This window comes from Citrobacter sp. RHBSTW-00570, from assembly GCF_013739755.1.
Lineage (GTDB): Bacteria > Pseudomonadota > Gammaproteobacteria > Enterobacterales > Enterobacteriaceae > Citrobacter > Citrobacter braakii.
In genome coordinates, this window is record NZ_CP056399.1 from 531,671 (window position 1) to 553,796 (window position 22,126).

At 53.5% G+C, this 22,126-nt stretch carries 20 protein-coding genes, 1 tRNA gene and 1 pseudogene; 16 read left to right on the top strand and 6 right to left on the bottom strand.

Annotated elements, in window-relative coordinates:
- Positions 1-116 precede the first annotated feature (116 nt).
- Positions 117-1,460, bottom strand: coding sequence for an argininosuccinate synthase (gene argG / locus HV237_RS02595; RefSeq protein ID WP_003024998.1), 1,344 nt, complete (start codon positions 1,458-1,460; stop codon positions 117-119).
- 334 nt (positions 1,461-1,794) lie between these two features.
- Between argG and HV237_RS02600 the strand changes: the two genes are divergently transcribed.
- The 12 genes from HV237_RS02600 (at position 1,795) to mtr (ending at position 15,755) form a co-directional block, all read left to right on the top strand.
- Positions 1,795-1,871, top strand: a tRNA-Met gene (locus HV237_RS02600).
- Positions 1,872-2,078: 207 nt separating this feature from the next.
- Positions 2,079-2,531, top strand: a complete 453-nt coding sequence (rimP, locus tag HV237_RS02605) for a ribosome maturation factor RimP (RefSeq protein ID WP_003024996.1) — start codon at positions 2,079-2,081, stop codon at positions 2,529-2,531.
- A 28-nt stretch (positions 2,532-2,559) separates the two neighbouring features.
- Entirely contained in the window at positions 2,560-4,047 is a 1,488-nt protein-coding gene (gene nusA, locus HV237_RS02610) for a transcription termination factor NusA (RefSeq protein WP_003024992.1), read from the top strand.
- 24 nt (positions 4,048-4,071) lie between these two features.
- Positions 4,072-6,762, top strand: coding sequence for a translation initiation factor IF-2 (infB, locus tag HV237_RS02615; RefSeq protein WP_016154667.1), 2,691 nt, complete (start codon positions 4,072-4,074; stop codon positions 6,760-6,762).
- 220 nt (positions 6,763-6,982) lie between these two features.
- The gene (rbfA, locus tag HV237_RS02620) at positions 6,983-7,387 is read left to right on the top strand and encodes a 30S ribosome-binding factor RbfA (RefSeq protein ID WP_003024988.1); all 405 of its coding nucleotides are present in this window, start codon (positions 6,983-6,985) and stop codon (positions 7,385-7,387) included.
- On the top strand, positions 7,387-8,331 hold the full coding sequence (gene truB, locus HV237_RS02625; protein WP_047358518.1) for a tRNA pseudouridine(55) synthase TruB: 945 nt from the start codon (positions 7,387-7,389) through the stop codon (positions 8,329-8,331). Before rbfA ends, truB begins: the two co-directional genes overlap by 1 nt.
- A 272-nt stretch (positions 8,332-8,603) precedes the next feature.
- On the top strand, positions 8,604-8,873 hold the full coding sequence (gene rpsO, locus HV237_RS02630) for a 30S ribosomal protein S15 (protein WP_000059465.1): 270 nt from the start codon (positions 8,604-8,606) through the stop codon (positions 8,871-8,873).
- A 246-nt stretch (positions 8,874-9,119) separates the two neighbouring features.
- A complete protein-coding gene (gene pnp, locus HV237_RS02635) occupies positions 9,120-11,252 on the top strand; it encodes a polyribonucleotide nucleotidyltransferase (RefSeq protein ID WP_008785911.1) in 2,133 nt (710 codons plus the stop codon).
- A gap of 109 nt (positions 11,253-11,361) precedes the next feature.
- On the top strand, positions 11,362-12,246 hold the full coding sequence (gene nlpI, locus HV237_RS02640) for a lipoprotein NlpI (protein ID WP_003024982.1): 885 nt from the start codon (positions 11,362-11,364) through the stop codon (positions 12,244-12,246).
- 106 nt (positions 12,247-12,352) lie between these two features.
- A complete protein-coding gene (yrbN, locus tag HV237_RS02645) occupies positions 12,353-12,433 on the top strand; it encodes a protein YrbN (RefSeq protein ID WP_010723222.1) in 81 nt (26 codons plus the stop codon).
- Positions 12,426-14,357: a DEAD/DEAH family ATP-dependent RNA helicase gene (locus HV237_RS02650; protein ID WP_016157565.1), complete on the top strand. Its 1,932-nt coding sequence runs from the start codon at positions 12,426-12,428 to the stop codon at positions 14,355-14,357. Before yrbN ends, HV237_RS02650 begins: the two co-directional genes overlap by 8 nt.
- Before the next feature lie 153 nt (positions 14,358-14,510).
- Positions 14,511-15,755 (top strand): tryptophan permease, encoded by a 1,245-nt coding sequence (gene mtr / locus HV237_RS02655; RefSeq protein WP_016154664.1) that lies wholly within the window; start codon positions 14,511-14,513, stop codon positions 15,753-15,755.
- 89 nt (positions 15,756-15,844) lie between these two features.
- Here mtr and HV237_RS02660 read toward each other — a convergent pair whose 3' ends face one another.
- The 3 genes from HV237_RS02660 to HV237_RS02670 form a co-directional block, all read right to left on the bottom strand.
- Complete coding sequence (locus HV237_RS02660) at positions 15,845-16,852, bottom strand: LLM class flavin-dependent oxidoreductase (RefSeq protein WP_016154663.1); 1,008 nt, start codon at positions 16,850-16,852, stop codon at positions 15,845-15,847.
- 80 nt (positions 16,853-16,932) lie between these two features.
- Positions 16,933-17,811: a U32 family peptidase gene (locus tag HV237_RS02665; RefSeq protein ID WP_019077776.1), complete on the bottom strand. Its 879-nt coding sequence runs from the start codon at positions 17,809-17,811 to the stop codon at positions 16,933-16,935.
- 8 nt (positions 17,812-17,819) lie between these two features.
- Entirely contained in the window at positions 17,820-18,815 is a 996-nt protein-coding gene (locus HV237_RS02670) for a peptidase U32 family protein (protein ID WP_047358517.1), read from the bottom strand.
- A gap of 219 nt (positions 18,816-19,034) precedes the next feature.
- Here HV237_RS02670 and HV237_RS02675 point away from each other — a divergent pair, with 219 nt between their 5' ends.
- Positions 19,035-19,559: an SCP2 domain-containing protein gene (locus HV237_RS02675; protein WP_016154660.1), complete on the top strand. Its 525-nt coding sequence runs from the start codon at positions 19,035-19,037 to the stop codon at positions 19,557-19,559.
- Positions 19,553-20,056, top strand: a complete 504-nt coding sequence (locus HV237_RS02680) for an N-acetyltransferase (protein ID WP_016157563.1) — start codon at positions 19,553-19,555, stop codon at positions 20,054-20,056. The genes HV237_RS02675 and HV237_RS02680 overlap by 7 nt, the downstream gene beginning before the upstream one ends.
- On the opposite strand, the pseudogene HV237_RS02685 reads toward HV237_RS02680, so the two are convergent.
- Positions 20,043-20,352: pseudogene (locus tag HV237_RS02685) on the bottom strand (GIY-YIG nuclease family protein). The gene HV237_RS02680 and the pseudogene HV237_RS02685 overlap by 14 nt on opposite strands.
- 43 nt (positions 20,353-20,395) lie before the next feature.
- Between HV237_RS02685 and HV237_RS02690 the strand changes: the two are divergent.
- Complete coding sequence (locus tag HV237_RS02690) at positions 20,396-20,824, top strand: YhbP family protein (RefSeq protein WP_016157562.1); 429 nt, start codon at positions 20,396-20,398, stop codon at positions 20,822-20,824.
- A gap of 37 nt (positions 20,825-20,861) precedes the next feature.
- Positions 20,862-21,497, top strand: a complete 636-nt coding sequence (locus HV237_RS02695; protein ID WP_016154656.1) for an NAD(P)H-binding protein — start codon at positions 20,862-20,864, stop codon at positions 21,495-21,497.
- A gap of 49 nt (positions 21,498-21,546) precedes the next feature.
- On the opposite strand, the gene dolP is transcribed toward HV237_RS02695, so the two are convergent.
- Positions 21,547-22,122: a division/outer membrane stress-associated lipid-binding lipoprotein gene (gene dolP, locus HV237_RS02700; protein ID WP_003024954.1), complete on the bottom strand. Its 576-nt coding sequence runs from the start codon at positions 22,120-22,122 to the stop codon at positions 21,547-21,549.
- Positions 22,123-22,126: the final 4 nt, after the last annotated feature.

Here is a 22,126-nt window from a genome sequence, read left to right on the forward strand (position 1 = left end):
CATCCGACTATTACAATACCTGATGATGCCAAGCTTATCAGGCCTCAGGGTAACAGAACATCCCTATTTTCTGCGCATAAAAAAGGCCGCTTTCGCGGCCTGAAGATGATGAATATTTACTTCGCCTTGTTTTCCAGATTTTCAACCTGCGGCAGGCCGGTTGTGGAAGAGGCGGTAAGCAGGCCAGACTGCGCATAACCGAACAGCTTCTCGCGGGTATCAGTGATATCCAGATTACGCATGGTCAACTGACCGATACGATCATCCGGAGAGAATACCGAGTCGCCTTTTTCCATCGTCAGACGTTCTGGTTTGTAAGTCAGATTGTCAGACACGGTGTTGAGGATTGAGTAATCATTACCGCGACGCAGTTCCAGCGTCACTTCACCTGTAATCTGGCTGGCAACCCAACGCTGCAGACCGTCACGCAGCATCAGCGCCTGAGAGTCAAACCAGCGGCCCTGATACAACAGACGACCAAGCTGGCGACCGTGCGCGTGATACTGCTCGATGGTGTCTTCGTTGTGAATCCCGGTCAGCAGACGCTCATAGGCGATGTGCAGCAATGCCATCCCCGGAGCTTCGTAGATGCCCCGGCTTTTCGCTTCAATGATACGGTTTTCAATCTGATCGCTCATACCCAGACCGTGACGGCCGCCGATGCGGTTGGCTTCTAGCATCATCTCAACGTCGTCGCTGAAGGTTTTACCGTTCAGCGCTACCGGATGACCCTGCTCGAAACGCACGGTGACTTCTTCTGCCGGGATCTTCACGCTCTCATCCCAGAATTTCACGCCCATAATCGGGTTGACGATTTTGACGCTGGAGTTCAGAAACTCGAGGTCTTTTGCTTCGTGGGTCGCCCCGAGCATATTGGAGTCCGTGGAGTACGCTTTCTCAACGGACATCTTGTAGTCGAAACCACAGGCAATCATAAATTCGGACATCTCATGGCGACCACCGAGTTCATCGATAAAATCGGTATCCAGCCATGGTTTGTAAATCTGCAGTTCGGCGTTGGTCAGCAGACCGTAACGATAGAAACGTTCAATATCGTTACCTTTATAGGTGCTACCGTCACCCCAGATATTTACGCCATCTTCTTTCATGGCCGCAACCAGCATGGTGCCGGTGACAGCACGGCCCAGCGGAGTGGTATTGAAATAGGTCAGTCCGCCAGTGGTGTTGTGGAATGCACCGCACTGAATCGCTGCGATCCCTTCGGCAACCAGTTGCTTACGGCAATCTACCAGGCGAGCATTCTCAGCACCATATTCCATTGCACGGCGAGGAATGGCGTCATAGTCATCCTCATCCGGCTGGCCCAAATTCGCAGTATATGCATATGGGACAGCCCCTTTTTGTCGCATCCACAGCAGTGCTGCACTGGTGTCCAGGCCGCCGGAAAAAGCGATACCAATACGTTGACCTACCGGGAGATGCTTGAGAATCGTCGTCATAAAATAAAACCCTGCTTGATAGACTGGTGAAGAGGTCGGCTTATTATACTAATTGCATTTTTATGCAAAATAAGTGAGTTTTCATTTAATCATCTTTTCTGGATGACAGGAAGAGTTTAGTGATAATTTCGTTAAATAACGGCGCGGGTGACACATTTATCTGGTCGAATATTCGCTGGGCAGCATTCATTGATTTGCATAGTCGTAACAAGGTTGACATACCGCATAGTGAATCAATATACTGTGCGCAGATTTTACGTCCCGTCCTCGGTACCAAATCCCAGCAGTATTTGCATTTTTTACCCAAAACGAGTAAAATTTGCCACGTTTCAGGCGCGGGGTGGAGCAGCCTGGTAGCTCGTCGGGCTCATAACCCGAAGGTCGTCGGTTCAAATCCGGCCCCCGCAACCACTTTCCCTTAGAGTTCTTTTTCAAATATACTGTGAAGACTTAGGCCTTCGTAGCTGGATTTGAAAAAAATTCTTTCGGAAGGTTTTCCGAACCGCAGGTGCGGTTATAGGGTTCAGTTATATAAAGCCCCGATTTATCGGGGTTTTTTGTTATCTGACTACAGAATAACTGGGCTTTAGGCCCTTTTTTTATGTCTTGGGGGTGGGCTTGTCCACATTAGAGCAAAAATTAACAGAGATGATTACAGCGCCAGTTGAAGCCCTGGGCTACGAGTTGGTCGGCATCGAATTTATTCGTGGTCGCACATCCACACTGCGCATCTATATTGATAGTGAAGATGGCATCAATGTTGATGATTGTGCTGATGTGAGCCATCAGGTAAGCGCCGTGATGGATGTCGAAGACCCAATCACCGTTGCCTACAACCTGGAAGTCTCCTCTCCGGGTCTCGACCGTCCTCTGTTCACAGCTGAACACTACGTGCGTTTCCTGGGTGAAGAAGTGACGCTGGTTCTTCGTATGGCGGTACAAAACCGTCGTAAATGGCAGGGCGTTATCAAAGCGGTGGATGGTGAGATGATCACGGTCACAGTCGAAGGTAAAGATGAAGTGTTCGCGCTGAGTAATATCCAGAAGGCGAACCTGGTTCCCCACTTTTAACAGTCTGGATTGAGGTGAAAAGCCCGCGATGAACAAAGAAATTTTGGCTGTTGTTGAAGCCGTATCCAACGAAAAAGCGCTGCCACGCGAGAAAATTTTTGAAGCGCTGGAAAGTGCGCTGGCTACAGCAACAAAGAAAAAATATGAGCAAGAGATCGACGTTCGCGTAGAAATCGATCGTAAAAGCGGTGATTTCGATACCTTCCGTCGTTGGGTAATCGTAGAAGAAGTTACTCAGCCGACCAAAGAAATTACGCTGGAAGCGGCACGCTTCGAAGACGAAAGCCTGAACGTGGGCGAATATGTTGAAGATCAGATTGAATCTGTCACCTTTGACCGTATCACCACCCAGACCGCGAAACAGGTTATCGTACAGAAAGTACGTGAAGCCGAACGCGCAATGGTTGTCGATCAGTTCCGCGAACACGAAGGCGAAATCGTCACCGGTGTGGTGAAGAAAGTTAACCGCGACAACATTTCTCTGGATCTGGGCAGCAATGCTGAAGCCGTGATCCTGCGTGAAGACATGCTGCCGCGTGAAAACTTCCGCCCAGGCGACCGTATTCGTGGCGTTCTTTACTCTGTACGCCCGGAAGCGCGCGGTGCGCAGCTGTTCGTAACCCGTTCCAAACCGGAAATGCTGATAGAGCTGTTCCGCATTGAAGTGCCGGAAATTGGCGAAGAAGTGATCGAAATTAAAGCGGCTGCTCGCGATCCGGGTTCACGTGCGAAAATCGCCGTTAAGACCAACGACAAGCGTATTGATCCGGTCGGCGCCTGTGTGGGTATGCGCGGTGCGCGCGTTCAGGCGGTTTCTACCGAACTGGGCGGCGAGCGTATCGATATCGTCCTGTGGGATGATAATCCGGCGCAGTTCGTGATTAACGCAATGGCGCCAGCAGACGTCGCTTCTATCGTGGTGGATGAAGACAAACACACCATGGATATCGCGGTTGAAGCCGGTAACCTGGCTCAGGCGATTGGACGTAATGGTCAGAACGTCCGCCTGGCTTCACAACTGAGCGGTTGGGAACTCAACGTGATGACCGTTGATGACCTGCAGGCGAAGCATCAGGCTGAAGCACATGCAGCCATTGATACCTTCACCAAATATCTCGATATCGATGAAGATTTCGCGACAGTTCTGGTGGAAGAAGGTTTTGCGACGCTGGAAGAACTGGCCTACGTGCCAATGAAAGAGCTGCTGGAAATTGACGGCCTGGATGAACAGACCGTTGAAGCGCTGCGCGAGCGTGCTAAAAACGCACTGACCACTCTGGCACTGGCCCAGGAAGAAAGTCTCGGTGATAACAAACCGGCTGACGATCTGCTGAATCTGGAAGGATTGGATCGTGAGATGGCTTTCAAACTGGCTGCCCGTGGTGTTTGTACGCTGGAAGATCTCGCTGAACAGGGCATTGATGATCTGGCTGATATCGAAGGGTTGACCGACGAAAAAGCCGGTGAGCTGATTATGGCTGCCCGTAATATTTGCTGGTTCGGCGACGAAGCGTAATAAACTGTAGCAGGAAGGAACAGTATGACAGATGTAACCGTAAAAACGCTGGCTGCAGAGATACAGACCTCCGTGGATCGCCTGGTACAGCAATTTGCTGATGCAGGTATCCCGAAGTCTGCTGACGACTCTGTGTCCGCACAAGAGAAACAAACCTTACTGGCGCATCTGAACCGTGAAAACGGCTCAGCGCCCGATAAGTTGACATTGCAGCGTAAAACGCGCAGTACTCTCAATATTCCAGGTACCGGTGGAAAAAGCAAATCGGTACAAATCGAAGTCCGCAAGACACGCACCTTTGTGAAACGCGATCCGCAAGAGGCTGAACGCCTTGCCGCGGAAGAGCAGGCGCAGCGTGAAGCGGAAGAGCAAGCCCGTCGTGAGGCAGAAGAAGCTGCCAAACGCGAGGCGCAACAAAAAGCCGAACGTGAGGCCGCAGAACAAGCTAAGCGTGAAGCCGCTGATAAAGCGAAACGTGAAGCTGCGGAAAAAGACAAAGTGAGCAATCAACAGACCGACGATATGACTAAAACCGCCCAGGCCGAAAAAGCCCGCCGTGAAAATGAAGCCGCAGAACTGAAGCGTAAAGCGGAAGAAGAAGCACGTCGCAAGCTTGAAGAAGAAGCGCGCCGCGTAGCGGAAGAAGCTCGCCGTATGGCGGAAGAAAACGAGAAGAATGGTGTGAATAACGCTGAACCTGTTGAAGATACCAGCGATTATCACGTCACCACCTCTCAGCATGCTCGCCAGGCAGAAGACGAGAACGATCGCGAAGTAGAAGGCGGTCGTGGTCGTACTCGCAGCACGAAAGCAGCGCGTCCGGCGAAGAAAGGTAACAAACACGCTGAATCTAAAGCTGACCGTGAAGAAGCGCGTGCAGCGGTTCGCGGCGGTAAAGGCGGTAAGCAGCGTAAAGGTTCCGCTCTGCAGCAGGGCTTCCAGAAGCCGGCTCAGGCCGTTAACCGTGACGTTGTGATCGGCGAAACCATCACCGTTGGCGATCTGGCGAACAAGATGGCAGTCAAAGGTTCTCAGGTCATCAAAGCGATGATGAAGCTGGGCGCAATGGCGACCATTAACCAGGTCATCGACCAGGAAACCGCACAGCTGGTTGCCGAAGAGATGGGCCACAAAGTTATCCTGCGTCGTGAAAACGAGCTGGAAGAAGCAGTAATGAGCGACCGTGACACCGGCGCGGCGGCAGAACCGCGCGCACCGGTAGTGACCATCATGGGTCACGTTGACCACGGTAAAACGTCTCTGCTGGACTACATTCGTTCCACGAAAGTTGCCTCTGGCGAAGCGGGCGGCATTACTCAGCACATCGGTGCGTACCATGTTGAAACTGACAACGGTATGATCACCTTCCTGGATACCCCGGGTCACGCCGCGTTTACCTCCATGCGTGCTCGCGGTGCTCAGGCAACGGATATCGTTGTTCTGGTTGTTGCAGCAGATGACGGCGTGATGCCGCAGACTATCGAAGCTATCCAGCACGCGAAAGCGGCAGGTGTGCCGGTAGTGGTTGCAGTTAACAAAATCGATAAACCAGAAGCGGATCCAGATCGCGTTAAAAACGAACTGTCCCAGTACGGCATCATGCCGGAAGATTGGGGCGGCGAGAGCCAGTTCGTCCACGTTTCTGCGAAAGCGGGTACCGGTATTGACGAACTGCTGGATGCTATCCTGCTGCAGGCCGAAGTACTGGAACTGAAAGCTGTGCGTAAAGGTATGGCGAGCGGTGCGGTTATCGAATCCTTCCTGGATAAAGGTCGTGGTCCGGTTGCTACCGTGCTGGTACGTGAAGGTACGCTGAACAAAGGCGACATCGTACTGTGTGGTTTCGAATACGGCCGCGTTCGCGCGATGCGTAACGAACTGGGTCAGGAAGTACTGGAAGCGGGTCCGTCCATTCCGGTGGAAATCCTGGGTCTGTCCGGTGTTCCGGCTGCGGGTGACGAAGTTACCGTTGTTCGTGACGAGAAGAAAGCCCGTGAAGTTGCACTGTACCGTCAGGGCAAATTCCGTGAAGTTAAACTGGCTCGTCAGCAGAAATCTAAACTGGAGAACATGTTCGCCAACATGACCGAAGGCGAAGTTCACGAAGTGAACATCGTTCTGAAGGCCGATGTTCAGGGTTCTGTAGAAGCGATTTCCGACTCTTTACTGAAACTGTCTACCGACGAAGTAAAAGTGAAGATTATCGGTTCTGGCGTAGGTGGTATCACCGAAACCGACGCGACCCTGGCTGCGGCATCCAACGCGATTCTGGTTGGCTTCAACGTCCGTGCTGATGCCTCTGCACGTAAAGTTATCGAATCAGAAAGCCTGGATCTGCGTTACTACTCCGTCATCTATCATCTGATCGACGAAGTGAAAGCAGCGATGAGCGGCATGCTGTCTCCGGAACTGAAACAGCAGATCATTGGTCTGGCTGAAGTTCGTGATGTGTTCAAATCACCGAAATTCGGCGCTATCGCAGGCTGTATGGTTACCGAAGGCACGATTAAACGTCACAACCCAATCCGCGTACTGCGCGACAACGTGGTTATCTATGAAGGCGAGCTGGAATCCCTGCGCCGCTTCAAAGATGACGTCAACGAAGTCCGTAACGGCATGGAATGTGGTATCGGCGTTAAGAACTACAACGACGTTCGCGTTGGCGATATGATCGAAGTGTTCGAGATTATCGAGATCAAACGTACCATCGCATAATCTTCGTCGTCTTTTGGGCCGCAACTGCGTTGGCTGCGCTCGATCACCCCGGTCACATAGTTATCTATGCTCCCGGGGATTTACGAGTTTGCCGCCTTACTGCAAACCAAAATCCTTAGAAGATGATTAAGTGTAGGCTGGGGAAGCGAAGCGCCACCCGGCAAGAAATTTAAAAAGGGGCTTATGGCCCCTTTTTTGTCTTTATTCTGGAGAATTTATTATGGCGAAAGAATTTGGTCGCCCACAGCGTGTCGCGCAGGAGATGCAGAAAGAAATCGCACTCATCCTGCAACGCGAAATCAAAGACCCGCGTGTTGGTATGATGACCACCGTATCGGGTGTTGAGATGTCCCGAGACCTGGCATACGCTAAAGTGTTCGTGACTTTCCTCAACGATCAGGACGAAGCTGCCGTGAAAAACGGCATTAAGGCACTGCAGGAAGCCTCTGGTTTTATCCGCTCTTTGCTGGGTAAAGCAATGCGTCTGCGTATCGTGCCTGAGCTGACCTTCTTCTACGACAATTCGTTAGTTGAAGGGATGCGCATGTCCAACCTGGTGACCAGCGTGGTGAAACATGACGATGAGCGTCGTGTGAACCCAGCGGACGACAGCAAGGAGGACTGATGAGTCGTCCTCGTCGTCGTGGTCGCGACATTCACGGTGTTCTACTGCTGGATAAGCCGCAGGGCATGTCCAGCAATGACGTACTGCAAAAAGTAAAGCGCATCTACAATGCCAACCGCGCGGGACATACCGGCGCGCTGGATCCGCTGGCAACAGGCATGCTGCCTATCTGCCTCGGTGAAGCGACTAAGTTTTCCCAGTATTTGCTGGATTCTGACAAACGCTATCGTGTGGTTGCCCGTCTGGGCCAGCGTACCGACACCTCCGATGCCGATGGGCAAATCGTGCAGGAGCGTCCGGTAACCTTCAGCGCAGAGCAGCTTGCCAGCGCGCTGGAGACTTTCCGCGGCGATATCGAGCAGATTCCGTCAATGTATTCGGCGCTGAAGTACCAGGGTAAAAAGCTGTACGAATATGCGCGTCAGGGCATTGAAGTGCCGCGTGAAGCGCGCCCGATTACCGTCTATGAGCTGCTGTTTATTCGCCACGAAGGTAACGAGCTGGAGCTGGAAGTTCACTGCTCCAAAGGCACTTATATTCGCACCATCGTTGACGATCTCGGTGAGAAGCTGGGCTGCGGCGCGCACGTAACGTATCTGCGTCGTTTGACGGTCAGCAAGTATCCGGTGGATCGTATGGTTACGCTGGAACATCTGCATGAGCTGGTTGAACAGGCCGAACAGCAGAACATTCCGGCGGCGCAGCTGCTTGATCCTTTGTTGATGCCAATGGACAGTCCTGCATCGGACTACCCTGTTGTTAATTTGCCTTTAACATCGTCGGTTTACTTTAAAAATGGTAACCCGGTACGGACGTCAGGTGCGCCGCTTGAAGGGCTGGTGCGCGTGACGGAAGGCGATGACGGCAAGTTTATCGGCATGGGGGAGATGGACGATGAAGGTCGTGTCGCCCCTCGTCGCCTGGTGGTTGAGTATCCTGCATAGCGCTCTCTGTCTTGCGATAAAAGGGCGCTGCGAGTAGAATACTGCCGCTTAACGTCGCGTAAATTGTTTAACAATCTGCGTGGCGTGTACACAAAATCATTCGAGCTGCATCAAGGCGGCAGGTCTGAGGATCCTCAGGAGCTTACTCAGGTAAGTGACCGAGGTGAGCGGACACAGCCAGCGCAGGGTCAGTTTGAAGAAGGCGTGTATACACTGGGATAGCTGAATTAGAGATCGGCATCCTTTCATTCTTAACACTTTGGAGTTTTAAAATGTCTCTAAGTACTGAAGCTACCGCTAAAATCGTTTCTGAGTTTGGTCGTGATGCAAACGACACCGGTTCTACCGATGTTCAGGTTGCTCTGTTGACTGCACAGATTAACCACCTGCAGGGCCACTTTGCAGAGCACAAAAAAGATCACCACAGCCGTCGTGGTCTGCTGCGCATGGTTTCTCAGCGTCGTAAACTGCTCGACTACCTGAAACGTAAAGATGTTGCACGTTACACCGCGCTGATCGAGCGTCTGGGTCTGCGTCGCTAATTCTTTCGAGTTTCAGAAAGAGGGGGCCTTCATGGCCCCTTTTTTCCAGCAGATGGCAGCAATTCGCTGGAAACTAATGTATTGTTGCTATGAATGATCTTCCGTTGCAGAGGTTCGCGCGGCTAATGAGAGGCTTTACTCATGCTTATGGGTTAGGGTTGTCATTAGTCGCGAGGATGCGCAGAAGATCGGGTATTAACGATGGCGCAAAAATGTGCCGTCAAAAAATAGAGAAAGGATATTAATTTGCTTAATCCGATCGTTCGTAAATTCCAGTACGGTCAGCATACCGTTACGCTGGAAACCGGCATGATGGCGCGTCAGGCGACTGCCGCTGTTATGGTTAGCATGGATGACACTGCGGTATTCGTTACCGTTGTTGGCCAGAAAAAAGCGAAACCAGGCCAGGACTTTTTCCCACTGACCGTTAACTATCAGGAGCGTACCTACGCTGCTGGCCGTATCCCGGGTAGCTTCTTCCGTCGTGAAGGCCGTCCGAGTGAAGGCGAAACTCTGATCGCGCGTCTGATTGACCGCCCGGTTCGCCCGCTGTTCCCGGAAGGCTTCGTTAACGAAGTTCAGGTTATCGCGACCGTTGTTTCCGTTAACCCGCAGGTTAACCCGGATATCGTGGCAATGATTGGTGCATCTGCTGCGCTGACTCTGTCTGGTATCCCGTTCAACGGCCCGATCGGTGCTGCACGTGTTGGTTACATCAATGACCAGTACGTACTGAACCCGACTCAGGACGAACTGAAAGAAAGCAAGCTGGACCTGGTTGTTGCTGGTACTGAAGCTGCCGTACTGATGGTTGAATCCGAAGCTGAACTGCTGAGCGAAGACCAGATGCTGGGCGCTGTAGTATTCGGCCACGAACAGCAGCAGGTTGTTATTCAGGCTATCAACGAGCTGGCGAAAGAAGCTGGCAAACCGCGTTGGGACTGGCAGCCAGAAGCCGTCAACGAAGCGCTGAACGCACGCGTTGCCGCACTGGCAGAAGCTCGTCTGAGCGATGCTTACCGTATCACTGACAAACAAGAGCGTTACGCTCAGGTTGACGTGATCAAATCTGAAACCATCGCAACTCTGGTGGCTGAAGACGAAACCCTGGACGCTAACGAACTGGGTGAAATCCTGCACGCTATCGAGAAAAATGTTGTTCGCAGCCGCGTACTGGCAGGCGAGCCGCGTATCGATGGCCGTGAAAAAGATATGATCCGTGGTCTGGACGTGCGTACTGGCGTGCTGCCGCGTACCCACGGTTCCGCACTGTTCACCCGTGGCGAAACTCAGGCGCTGGTTACTGCGACCCTGGGCACCACTCGTGATGCGCAGAACCTTGACGAGCTGATGGGCGAGCGTACTGACAACTTCCTGTTCCACTACAACTTCCCTCCGTACTGCGTAGGTGAAACCGGTATGGTCGGTTCTCCGAAGCGTCGTGAGATTGGTCACGGTCGTCTGGCGAAGCGTGGCGTACTGGCAGTGATGCCGGAACTGGATAAATTCCCGTACACCGTACGTGTAGTTTCTGAAATCACCGAATCTAACGGTTCTTCTTCCATGGCTTCCGTATGTGGTGCTTCTCTGGCGCTGATGGACGCAGGCGTGCCGATCAAAGCTGCCGTTGCGGGTATCGCGATGGGTCTGGTGAAAGAAGGCGACAACTTTGTTGTTCTGTCTGACATCCTGGGCGACGAAGACCACCTGGGCGATATGGACTTCAAAGTGGCGGGTTCCCGCGACGGTATCTCTGCACTGCAGATGGATATCAAAATTGAAGGTATCACCAAAGAGATCATGCAGGTTGCTCTGAACCAGGCTAAAGGTGCGCGTCTGCACATCCTGGGTGTGATGGAACAAGCGATCAACGCACCGCGTGGTGACATTTCTCAGTTCGCTCCGCGTATCCACACCATCAAGATCAGCCCGGACAAGATCAAAGACGTTATCGGTAAAGGCGGTTCTGTTATCCGTGCTCTGACCGAAGAAACCGGCACCACCATTGAAATTGAAGATGATGGTACTGTGAAGATTGCTGCGACCGACGGCGAGAAAGCGAAATATGCTATCCGTCGTATCGAAGAGATCACCGCAGAGATCGAAGTAGGGCGTATCTACAATGGTAAAGTGACCCGTATCGTTGACTTTGGCGCATTCGTTGCTATTGGTGGCGGTAAAGAAGGTCTGGTACACATCTCTCAGATCGCTGACAAACGCGTTGAGAAAGTGACCGATTACCTGCAGATGGGCCAGGAAGTACCGGTCAAAGTTCTGGAAGTTGATCGCCAGGGCCGTGTACGTCTGAGCATTAAAGAAGCAACTGAGCAGTCTCAGCCTGCAGGCGAACCGGAAGCTCCGGCAAGCCAGGGCGAGTAAGGTTGCCATTGCCCTCCGTGAAAGCGGAGGGCTTTTAACCCGGCAGGACGCCTTGTTAGCAACCGGGGAACCTGGACGTTCATTCAATCGTTGTCTTCGGGAGTGGGAAATGAAGCCTTTTTTGCGCTGGTGTTTCGTTGCGACAGCACTCACGCTGGCTGGATGCAGTAATTCCGCCTGGCGTAAGAGTGAAGTCCTCGCAGTACCATTGCAACCGACTTTGCAGCAGGAAGTGATTCTGGCACGTATGGAACAAATTCTTGCCAGTCGGGCTTTAACCGATGACGAACGCGCACAGCTTTTATATGAGCGCGGAGTGTTGTATGATAGTCTCGGTCTGAGGGCACTGGCGCGAAATGATTTTTCACAAGCGCTGGCAATCCGACCAGATATGCCTGAAGTATTCAATTACTTAGGTATATATTTAACGCAGGCAGGCAATTTTGATGCTGCCTATGAAGCGTTTGATTCTGTACTTGAGCTTGATCCAACTTACAACTACGCGCACTTAAATCGCGGTATCGCATTGTATTACGGCGGTCGCGACAAGTTAGCGCAAGATGATCTGCTAGCGTTTTATCAAGACGATCCCAATGATCCTTTCCGTAGTCTGTGGCTTTATCTCGCCGAGCAGAAGCTCGATGAGAAGCAGGCTAAAGAAGCGTTAAAGCAACGCTTTGAGAAATCGGATAAAGAGCAATGGGGATGGAACATTGTCGAGTTCTACCTGGGCAACATTAGCGAAGCAACGCTGATGGAACGCCTAAAGGCGGACGCAACGGATAACACCTCGCTCGCTGAGCATCTCAGTGAAACCAACTTCTATTTAGGTAAGTACTACCTAAGTCTGGGGGATTTGGACAACGCTACGGCATTGTTCAAACTGGCGGTGGCTAACAACGTTCATAACTTTGTTGAGCACCGATACGCATTGTTGGAATTATCGCTCCTGGGCCAGGACCAAGATGACCTGGCAGAATCGGACCAGCAATAGCTGACGTACACATCAGCCCGTAATCTTTTTTGATTGCCATCACCTTCACGGGTGAGGGCGTTGTTGTTCGTTAATACACCTACTTTGAGCCGGTTCACACTTTTCAATGAAAATTGCAGATCAATTTCATGATGAGTTATGTAGACTGGCCGCCATTAATTTTGAGGCACACGTACTACATGGCTGAATTCGAAACCACTTTTGCAGATCTGGGCCTGAAGGCTCCTATCCTTGAAGCCCTTACCGATCTGGGTTACGAAAAACCATCTCCAATCCAGGCAGAGTGCATTCCGCATCTGCTGGGCGGCCGCGATGTTCTGGGTATGGCCCAGACGGGTAGCGGCAAAACTGCAGCGTTCTCTTTACCGCTGCTCAACAATCTTGATCCTGAGCTGAAGGCACCTCAGATTCTGGTGCTGGCACCGACCCGCGAACTGGCGGTTCAGGTTGCAGAAGCCATGACGGATTTCTCTAAACACATGCGCGGCGTGAACGTGGTTGCCCTGTACGGCGGCCAGCGTTATGACGTGCAATTACGTGCCCTGCGTCAGGGACCACAGATCGTTGTCGGTACGCCGGGCCGTCTGCTGGACCACCTGAAGCGCGGTACTCTGGACCTCTCCAAACTGAGCGGTCTGGTACTGGACGAAGCTGATGAAATGCTGCGTATGGGCTTCATCGAAGACGTTGAAACCATCATGGCGCAGATCCCGGAAGGTCATCAGACCGCTCTGTTCTCCGCGACTATGCCGGAAGCGATTCGTCGTATTACCCGCCGCTTTATGAAAGAGCCGCAGGAAGTACGCATTCAGTCCAGCGTAACTACCCGTCCTGACATCAGCCAGAGCTACTGGACCGTCTGGGGCATGCGTAAAAATGAAGCGCTGGTGCGTTTCCTGGAAGCAGAAGACTTTGATGCGGCGATTATCTTCGTTCGTACCAAAAATGCGACCCTGGAAGTGGCAGAAGCGCTGGAGCGTAGCGGTTATAGCAGCGCTGCACTGAACGGCGACATGAACCAGTCCCTGCGTGAGCAGACTCTGGAGCGTCTGAAAGATGGCCGTCTGGATATTCTGATTGCTACCGACGTTGCGGCACGTGGCCTGGACGTTGAGCGTATCAGCCTGGTTGTTAACTACGACATCCCGATGGATTCCGAATCTTACGTTCACCGTATCGGCCGTACCGGTCGTGCGGGCCGTGCGGGTCGTGCGCTGCTGTTCGTTGAGAACCGTGAGCGTCGTCTGCTGCGTAACATCGAACGCACCATGAAGCTGACTATTCCGGAAGTAGAACTGCCGAACGCAGACCTGCTGGGCAAACGCCGTCTGGAAAAATTCGCCGCTAAAGTACAGCAGCAGCTGGAAAGCAGCGATCTGGATCAGTACCGTGCTCTGCTGGCGAAAATGCAGCCGGAAGAAGAACTGGATATCGAAACGCTGGCAGCCGCACTGCTGAAAATGGCTCAGGGCGAACGTCCGCTGATCCTGCCGCCAGATGCGCCGATGCGTCCGAAACGCGAATTTCGCGACCGTGACGATCGTGGTCCGCGTGACCGCAACGATCGTGGCCCGCGTGGTGACCGTAATGACCGTGGTGGTGAAGACCGTCCGCGTCGTGAACGTCGTGACGTTGGCGATATGCAGCTGTACCGCATTGAAGTGGGCCGTGATGACGGTGTTGAAGTCCGTCATATCGTTGGTGCGATTGCTAACGAAGGCGATATCAGCAGCCGTTACATCGGTAACATCAAGCTGTTTGCTTCCCACTCAACCATCGAGCTGCCGAAAGGTATGCCGGGCGACGTGCTGCAGCACTTTACCCGTACTCGCATCCTGAACAAGCCGATGAACATGCAGCTGGTTGGCGATGCAGTTCCGCACACCGGTGGTGAGCGTCGTGGCGGTGGCCGTTTCAGCGGTGAGCGTCGTGAAGGTGGTCGTGGCGAAGGTCGTGGTTTCAGCGGTGAGCGTCGTGAAGGCGGTCGTAGCGAAGGTCGTCGTTTCAGCGGCGAACGTCGTGAAGGCAACCGCGGTCCGCGTCGTGACGATTCTTCTGCTCCGCGTCGTGATGATTCCGCTGGTCGTCGTCGTTTCGGTGGTGATGCGTAATCCATGCGAAATTACGGTTTAATACCGTAAAGTAAAATATACAGCCCCGATCTCAACAATCGGGGCTTTTTTTATTTCATTTGTACTCGTGTACTGGTACAGTGCAGCACATTGAAATGTAGTCACAATATAAATGACTGGAGAGATGGCTAAATGGCAACACTAACCACCACCCAAACGTCACCTTCGCTGCTTGGCGGCGTGGTGATCATCGGCGGCACCATTATTGGCGCAGGGATGTTTTCTCTGCCAGTGGTCATGTCCGGGGCGTGGTTCTTCTGGTCAATGGCGGCGCTGATCTTCACCTGGTTTTGCATGCTGCACTCTGGGCTGATGATCCTGGAAGCTAACCTCAATTACCGCATTGGTTCCAGCTTTGACACCATCACGAAAGATCTGCTGGGCAAAGGCTGGAACGTTGTGAACGGCATCTCGATTGCTTTCGTTCTCTATATCCTTACCTATGCGTATATCTCGGCGAGTGGTTCGATCCTGCATCACACCTTCTCGGAGATGTCGCTGAACGTTCCGGCGCGTGCGGCGGGTCTTGGTTTTGCGCTGCTGGTGGCGTTCGTGGTGTGGTTAAGCACCAAAGCGGTTAGCCGCATGACGGCGATTGTGCTGGGCGCGAAGGTGATTACTTTTTTCCTGACCTTCGGCAGTCTGCTGGGGCATGTTACGCCTACGACGCTGTTTAACGTGGCGCAGAGCAACGCTTCGTATACGCCGTACCTGCTGATGACGTTACCGTTCTGCCTGGCCTCATTCGGCTATCACGGCAACGTCCCGAGCCTGATGAAGTATTACGGCAAAGATCCGAAGACCATCGTTAAGTGCCTGGTGTACGGCACGCTGCTGGCGCTGGTGCTGTATACCGTATGGTTGCTGGGGACGATGGGTAACATCCCGCGTCCGGAATTTATCGGTATTGCGCAGCAGGGCGGTAACATTGATGTGCTGGTACAGGCGCTGAGCGGCGTGCTGAACAGCCGCAGTCTGGATCTGCTGCTGGTGGTGTTCTCCAACTTTGCGGTGGCGAGTTCATTCCTCGGCGTCACGCTCGGTCTGTTTGACTATTTGGCGGATCTGTTTGGTTTTGATGACTCGGCAATGGGACGTTTTAAAACGGCATTGCTGACGTTTGTCCCGCCGATTGTCGGTGGCCTGCTGTGGCCGAACGGTTTCCTGTACGCCATTGGCTATGCAGGGCTTGCCGCGACCATCTGGGCCGCCATTGTTCCGGCGCTGCTGGCCCGTAAATCTCGCGAGCGTTTCGGCAGCCCGAAATTCCGTGTCTGGGGCGGCAAGCCGATGATTGCGCTGATCCTGGTATTCGGTATCGGCAACGCGGTTATCCATATTCTGTCGAGCGTGAATTTGTTGCCTGTGTACCAGTAACCTTTTAGTGCCGGATGGCGGTTGCGCCTTATCCGGCCTATACGATCTCGTAAGCCCGGTAAGCGAAGCGCCACCGGGCAAAACAACGATTACCCCACCAACTCTTCTTTCACCTGCATCGCCAGGTCAAACGAATGTAGACGTGCCTGATGATCAAAAATCTGGCCGTTAACCATAATTTCATCGGCCTGGGTTTCACGCAAAATGGCGTCGAGACCGTGTCGCACTTTCGCCTTATCACCAACCAGCGACATGCTCAGCGCCTGTTGTACGCCGTACTGCTCGGAAGCGGACCACAGCTGATGCATATTCTCTACCGGTGGCGGTAGCTGGCCGGTTTCGCCACGACGCAGTTTCACAAACGCCTGCTGCATTGAGGTGAAAAGAAATTCGGCATCGCGGTTGCTGTCGGCGGCAATGATGTTGATGCACACCATCGCATACGGCTTTGCCAGCCGTGCTGAGGGCTTGAACTGGGTGCGATACAGATGCAGCGCCTGATGCAACATATCCGGAGCAAAGTGCGAGGCGAAGGCAAATGGCAGGCCGAGCTGGGCTGCCAGCTGTGCGCTGTACAGGCTGGAGCCTAATAACCAGACCGGGATCTGCTCGCCGTAGCCGGGAACCGGGCGTACATGAGGATTTGGATCGCGGGCGTCGAACCAGTCCACCAGTTCAGCTACGTCGCGCGGGAAGTTATCGATATCACCACTCATATGGCGGCGCAACGCGCGCATGGTCGGTTGGTCGCTACCCGGCGCGCGGCCAAGCCCGAGATCGATTCGTCCCGGATACAGCGTATTCAGGGTCCCGAACTGCTCGGCGATCACCAGCGGCGAATGGTTGGGCAGCATAACGCCGCCAGAACCAAGATGCAGCGTGGTGGTATTGGCCGCCAGATAGCCAATCAGCACAGAGGTCGCCGCGCTGGCGATGCCGGTCATGTTGTGATGTTCTGCCAGCCAGTAGCGGTGGTAGCCGCGCTTTTCGGCCAGTCGAGCGAGATCAAGCGAGTGTGTGAAGGCCTCTTTTGCCGAAGATCCTTCAGGGATCGGCGCCAGATCCAGCACCGAGAACGGAATAGTTTTGTCAGTCATAACGGCTCACTTTGTTACCGGTTAATCTTTTAATACTGCATTAAAGATTAGCGAATGTTGTTAACAAAGTGAGCTATTAATCACGGCTGTAGTTCAAGACCTGCCAGTCGCTTCCAGTAGCCGTTGCAGTCGCTGTGGGCAGCAAGCGGTAATGGGGCAGTGCCATTTTCATTGGCGCGGAAGGCATCGAGCATGGCGAACGTGTCGCTGCCTGAAGGGGACAGACGCACAATATCAACCAGACCCTGCATCGATGTCAGCTCGTTGCCGAGGTTGTAAACATAGCCGCTCATAGTCTGGATGCCGTTGAGGACAAAGACCTGCTGATTCTCCTGCGACAGCACATCGCGCCCATTCGGGTATTTGATGCAGCAGGTTTCACACTCGTCTTTTGGACGGTCTTCAGAGCGTGCGGTAAAGCAGCGGGCAGAGTACGCCAGCGGCAGATGCCCGTAGCTCAGTACCTCTACTTCAAACTGATTTCGAATACCCAGCTCTTCACACTGGTTGAGCAGATTGACCAGCCAGTCACGGGACAGTTCTACCGGCATACACCAGCGCACCATGCCCTGCCTGAGCAGCAAACGCAGGGTTACCGCGTTGTAGCAGTTGAGTGCATGCCCGGCGACAAACGGCAGCTTACGCTCGGCACACATGTTTACCACGCCGAGATCGCTGGCTTCCAGCAGGAAGTCGCCGTTTTCGACATAGCGCTTCAGTTCTCCCAGCTCAGAGGAGGCCTGCACCAGCGCCAGCGTTGACAGCACCACCTGTTTACCGCTGCCAGCGAGCGATTTCGCCATATCGATCCAGTCGCCCACTTTGGTGGCGCGGCGTTTACTGCACACCGCTTCGCCAAGGTAGATAACGTCGGCCTGGCTGGTGGCGGCCTGCTGATAAAAATCTTCCAGCGTTTCTTTCGGCCAGTACCACAGCACCGGCCCTAAGGAATATTTCATTGCTTCTCTCACTGCCATTTACGGTGATACGCGCCAAGCGTGGTCTGCGTGCCTTCGGACATTGAACCGAGCGTTTCCATCCACGCGGCCTGTGGGGCGTAGTTTTGCGGGTCGGCCATACAGCGGTCGATCGCCTGGCGCCACACTTTCGCCACCTGGCTGACGTAGGCCGGGCTACGCTGACGCCCTTCGATTTTCACCGAGGCAATATTGGCCGCCAGCAGTTCTGGCAGCAGCTCCAGCGTATTCAGGCTGGTGGGTTCTTCCAGCGCATGATAGCGCTCGCCATCAACCAGATAGCGGCCTTTACACAGCGTCGGATAACCGGCGTTTTCTCCGTCCTGATAGCGGTCGATCAGCACTTCATTAAGACGGGATTCCAGCCCTTGTTGGGTCTGCTGCCAGCGAACAAAACGGGCAGGAGAGCAGGCGCCAACCGTATTAGGAGACTCGCCCGTCAGATAGGATGAAAGATAGCAGCGACCTTCCGCCATAATGCACAGACTGCCAAAGGCGAACACTTCCAGGGGAACTGGCGTGACGCGAGCGAGCTGCTTCACCTGGTGAATAGACAGTACGCGCGGCAGTACCACGCGGGCGGCATCAAAGTTGCGATGATAGAAATTAATCGCCTCTTCATTGGTTGCAGATGCCTGAACAGAGACATGACGCTCAATATGCGGGTAGCGCTCTGCGGCATACTCAAGCATGGCGAGGTCGGCGAGGATCAGCGCATCCGCACCCAGTTGCGCCGCCATATCTACGGCACGTTGCCAGCGAGCGTAACCATCCGGATGCGCAAAGGTGTTAATCGCGATGTGCAGCTTACGGCGGTGCTGATGGACAAAACTCACCGCTTCCTGCAATTTTTTCTCGGTAAAATTAAGGCCGGCGAAATGACGGGCGTTGGTATCATCTTTCAGCCCGATGTAGACCGCATCAGCGCCGTTCTCGATGGCCGCCTTAAGCGCCGGGAGGTTTCCGGCAGGGCAGAGCAGCTCCATAATTTATCCTGAACGTTGCGCCGTAAAGGGCGCAGAAATGTTAACGAAGAGGGATTTTAGTTAACCTTGCTGAGACAATTTTTGATTTGAGGCAGTTAAAGTCGTATTGGTGATACCAATAAGAGGTAACAATTTCGTAGCGAATTGTTGATTTATGCCGCTATGTCGTTTATTTGATATGGCAAAATAGCAGGATAATTGAAACAGGGAGTAAAGCTCGTGTTGGATAAACTGCGTTCACGCTTAGTACATTTTGGTCCTTCTCTGATGAGTGTACCGGTTAAACTGACGCCCTTTGCGCTGAAGCGCCAGGTTCTGGAGCAGGTCCTGAGCTGGCAGTTTAGTCAGGCGCTGGCCGATGGGGAGCTGGAGTTTCTCGACGGTCGCTGGCTGAGCATTCATGTGCGTGACATTGGCCTTAAATGGTATACCTCTGTTGAGAACGATAAACTTATCGTCAGCCAGAATGCAGAGGCGGATGTGAGTTTTAGCGCGGATGCCAGCGATCTCCTGATGATCGCGGCGCGTAAGCAGGATCCGGATACGCTGTTCTTCCAGCGTCGCCTGGTGATTGAAGGTGATACAGAATTAGGGCTGTATGTAAAAAATCTGATGGACGCCATCGAACTGGATCAGATGCCTAAAGCGTTGCGCGTCATGCTGATGCAGTTGGCGGATTTTGTTGAAGCGGGAATGAAAACGTCGCCAGAAACCAAACAGACTTCGGTAGGTGAGCCATGCTGATTCGAGTTGAAATTCCCATTGATGCCCCAGGTATTGATGCATTGCTGCGTCGTTCATTTGAGAGCGATGCGGAAGCGAAATTAGTGCACGACCTGCGTGAAGACGGTTTCATAACGCTGGGTCTGGTTGCTACCGATGACGAAGGTCAGGTAGTGGGTTACGTCGCGTTCAGCCCTGTCGATGTCCAGGGCGAAGACCTGCAATGGGTCGGCATGGCGCCGCTCGCGGTGGATGAAAACTACCGTGGGCAGGGTCTGGCGCGTCAGTTGGTCTATGAAGGACTCGATTCCCTGAACGAGTTTGGTTACGCCGCGGTGGTTACGCTGGGCGATCCGGCGCTGTACAGCCGCTTTGGTTTTGAGCTGGCTGCCCATCATGACCTGCGTTGCCGCTGGCCGGGTACCGAAAGCGCGTTCCAGGTTCATCGCCTGGCGGACGATGCGCTGGAGGGTGTGACGGGCCTTGTGGAATACCACGACTACTTCAATCGTTTTTAAGCGCCGGGGGTTTGCAGGCTGCTCAGTAGTGCCTCAAGCCCTTCGCCTTCAACAAGGCGCTCTTTCTGCCGCTTTGTAAGCTGTTTGACGCGATATTCTAAGCGCAGGGCCAGCGAACGGTCGCCGACCTGAGCCGCAAATGCCAACGTGAGTTCTCCCTTTCCGCGCAGCGCCTTCGCGCCTTTCCCACTTTGATGCTGCTTATAGCGGCGCTGCACATCGGTGGTTATTCCGGTGTATAAGGCGTTGTCCGCAGTACGGATCAGGTACAGATACCAGGGTGTCATTGTCACCATCGACGTTATAATTTTCAGGCCTACAGTATAAAAGAGAACAGAAATGGAAACACTGACTGCGGTGACCCGCTGGCTGGCAAAGCAGCACGTCGTGACCTGGTGTGTACATCATGACGGTGAATTATGGTGCGCCAATGCGTTTTACCTGTTTGATGCGCAGAAGATGGTGTTCTATGTGCTGACCGAAGAGAAAACGCGCCATGCGCAGATGTCCGGGCCGCGCGCGCCGATTGCCGGCACGGTAAATGGTCAGCCCAAAACGGTCGCCCTGATTCGCGGCGTACAGTTTAAAGGGGAAATCCGGCGTCTTGAAGGGCAGGAGAGTGAAGCCGCGCGTAACGCCTACAACCGCCGTTTCCCGGTCGCCAGAATGCTGCCAGCGCCCGTATGGGAGATTCGACTGGATGAAGTCAAATTCACGGACAACACGCTGGGCTTTGGCAAAAAAATGCACTGGCAACGTGATCTATAGTTAATAGAGTGATTAAAGAGTCAGGGGAAGATTAGCGATGAGTCAGGTGTTAATAACAGGCGCAACGGGGCTGGTAGGCGGAAATTTGCTGCGTATGCTGCTCAATGAACCCCGGGTCAATGCCATCACGGCGCCGACACGTCGACCGCTGGCTGATACGGCTGGCGTCTATAATCCCTATGATCCGCAGCTAACCGATGCGCTGGCGCAGGTCACCGATCCGGTAGATATTGTCTTTTGTTGTCTGGGAACCACCCGGCGAGAAGCGGGTAGCAAAGAAGCGTTTATCCATGCTGACTATACGCTGGTGGTGGACACGGCCCTGACGGGGCGTCGGTTGGGCGCTCAGCATATGCTGGTGGTCAGTTCGATGGGTGCCAATGCCAATTCACCGTTTTTTTATAACCGGGTGAAAGGGGAAATGGAGCAGGCGCTGATCGCGCAAAATTGGCCGCGGCTGACGATTGTTCGGCCTTCAATGTTACTCGGAGAACGGGATAAACAGCGGGCGAATGAAAGGTTTTTAGCGCCGTTATTTCGGCTGCTGCCGGGGAACTGGAAGTCGATTGAGGCGCGTGATGTAGCCCGGGCTATGCTGGCGGAGGCACTGGCACCTGGACATGAAGGCGTTTCGATCCTGACCTCTTCCGAACTGCGCGAAAGAGCCAAATAAAATGCCGGAGAGGACGCTCTGGCGTCCCCATCCGGCATTTGTAGCAGTCTTACTTAATAAACGTAAAAGCCGTCGTGACGCGTTTCACGCCGCTTACCCGGCTGGCGATGTCTGCCGCAGCCTTCGCTTCACGTTCAGTCACCAGACCCAACAGGAACACTTCCCCGTTTTCGGTGGTGACTTTCACGTTAGAGGATTTCACCTGATCGCTGGTCAGCAACTGGGAACGTACTTTAGTGGTTATCCAGGTATCGTTAGACGCATCGCCCAGGCCGATTGGCTGACCCTGACGGATCTCATTAAAGACCTCAGTGGTACCTTCTACACCCATCGCAATCTGTTTTGCCCGCGCAGACAGTTCGCTATTTGGCGACTGACCGACCAGCAGCACTTTACCCTGATACGCGCTCACGTTGATACGCGCCTCTTTCTTGATCTGGGCATCTTTCGACAACGCGGTATTGACGCGTAATTCCAGGGTTCCGTCATCTACCTGGGTGCCTACACTGCGAGGATCCGTCGCGGCTTTGGTGCCGACAGCAGCAGTTCCGACAACGGCGGCAGCGACACAGCCTTGCAGCAGCAGGGCAGCGATAATCACAGCAAGCGGCGAAAATGCCTTCATGTGT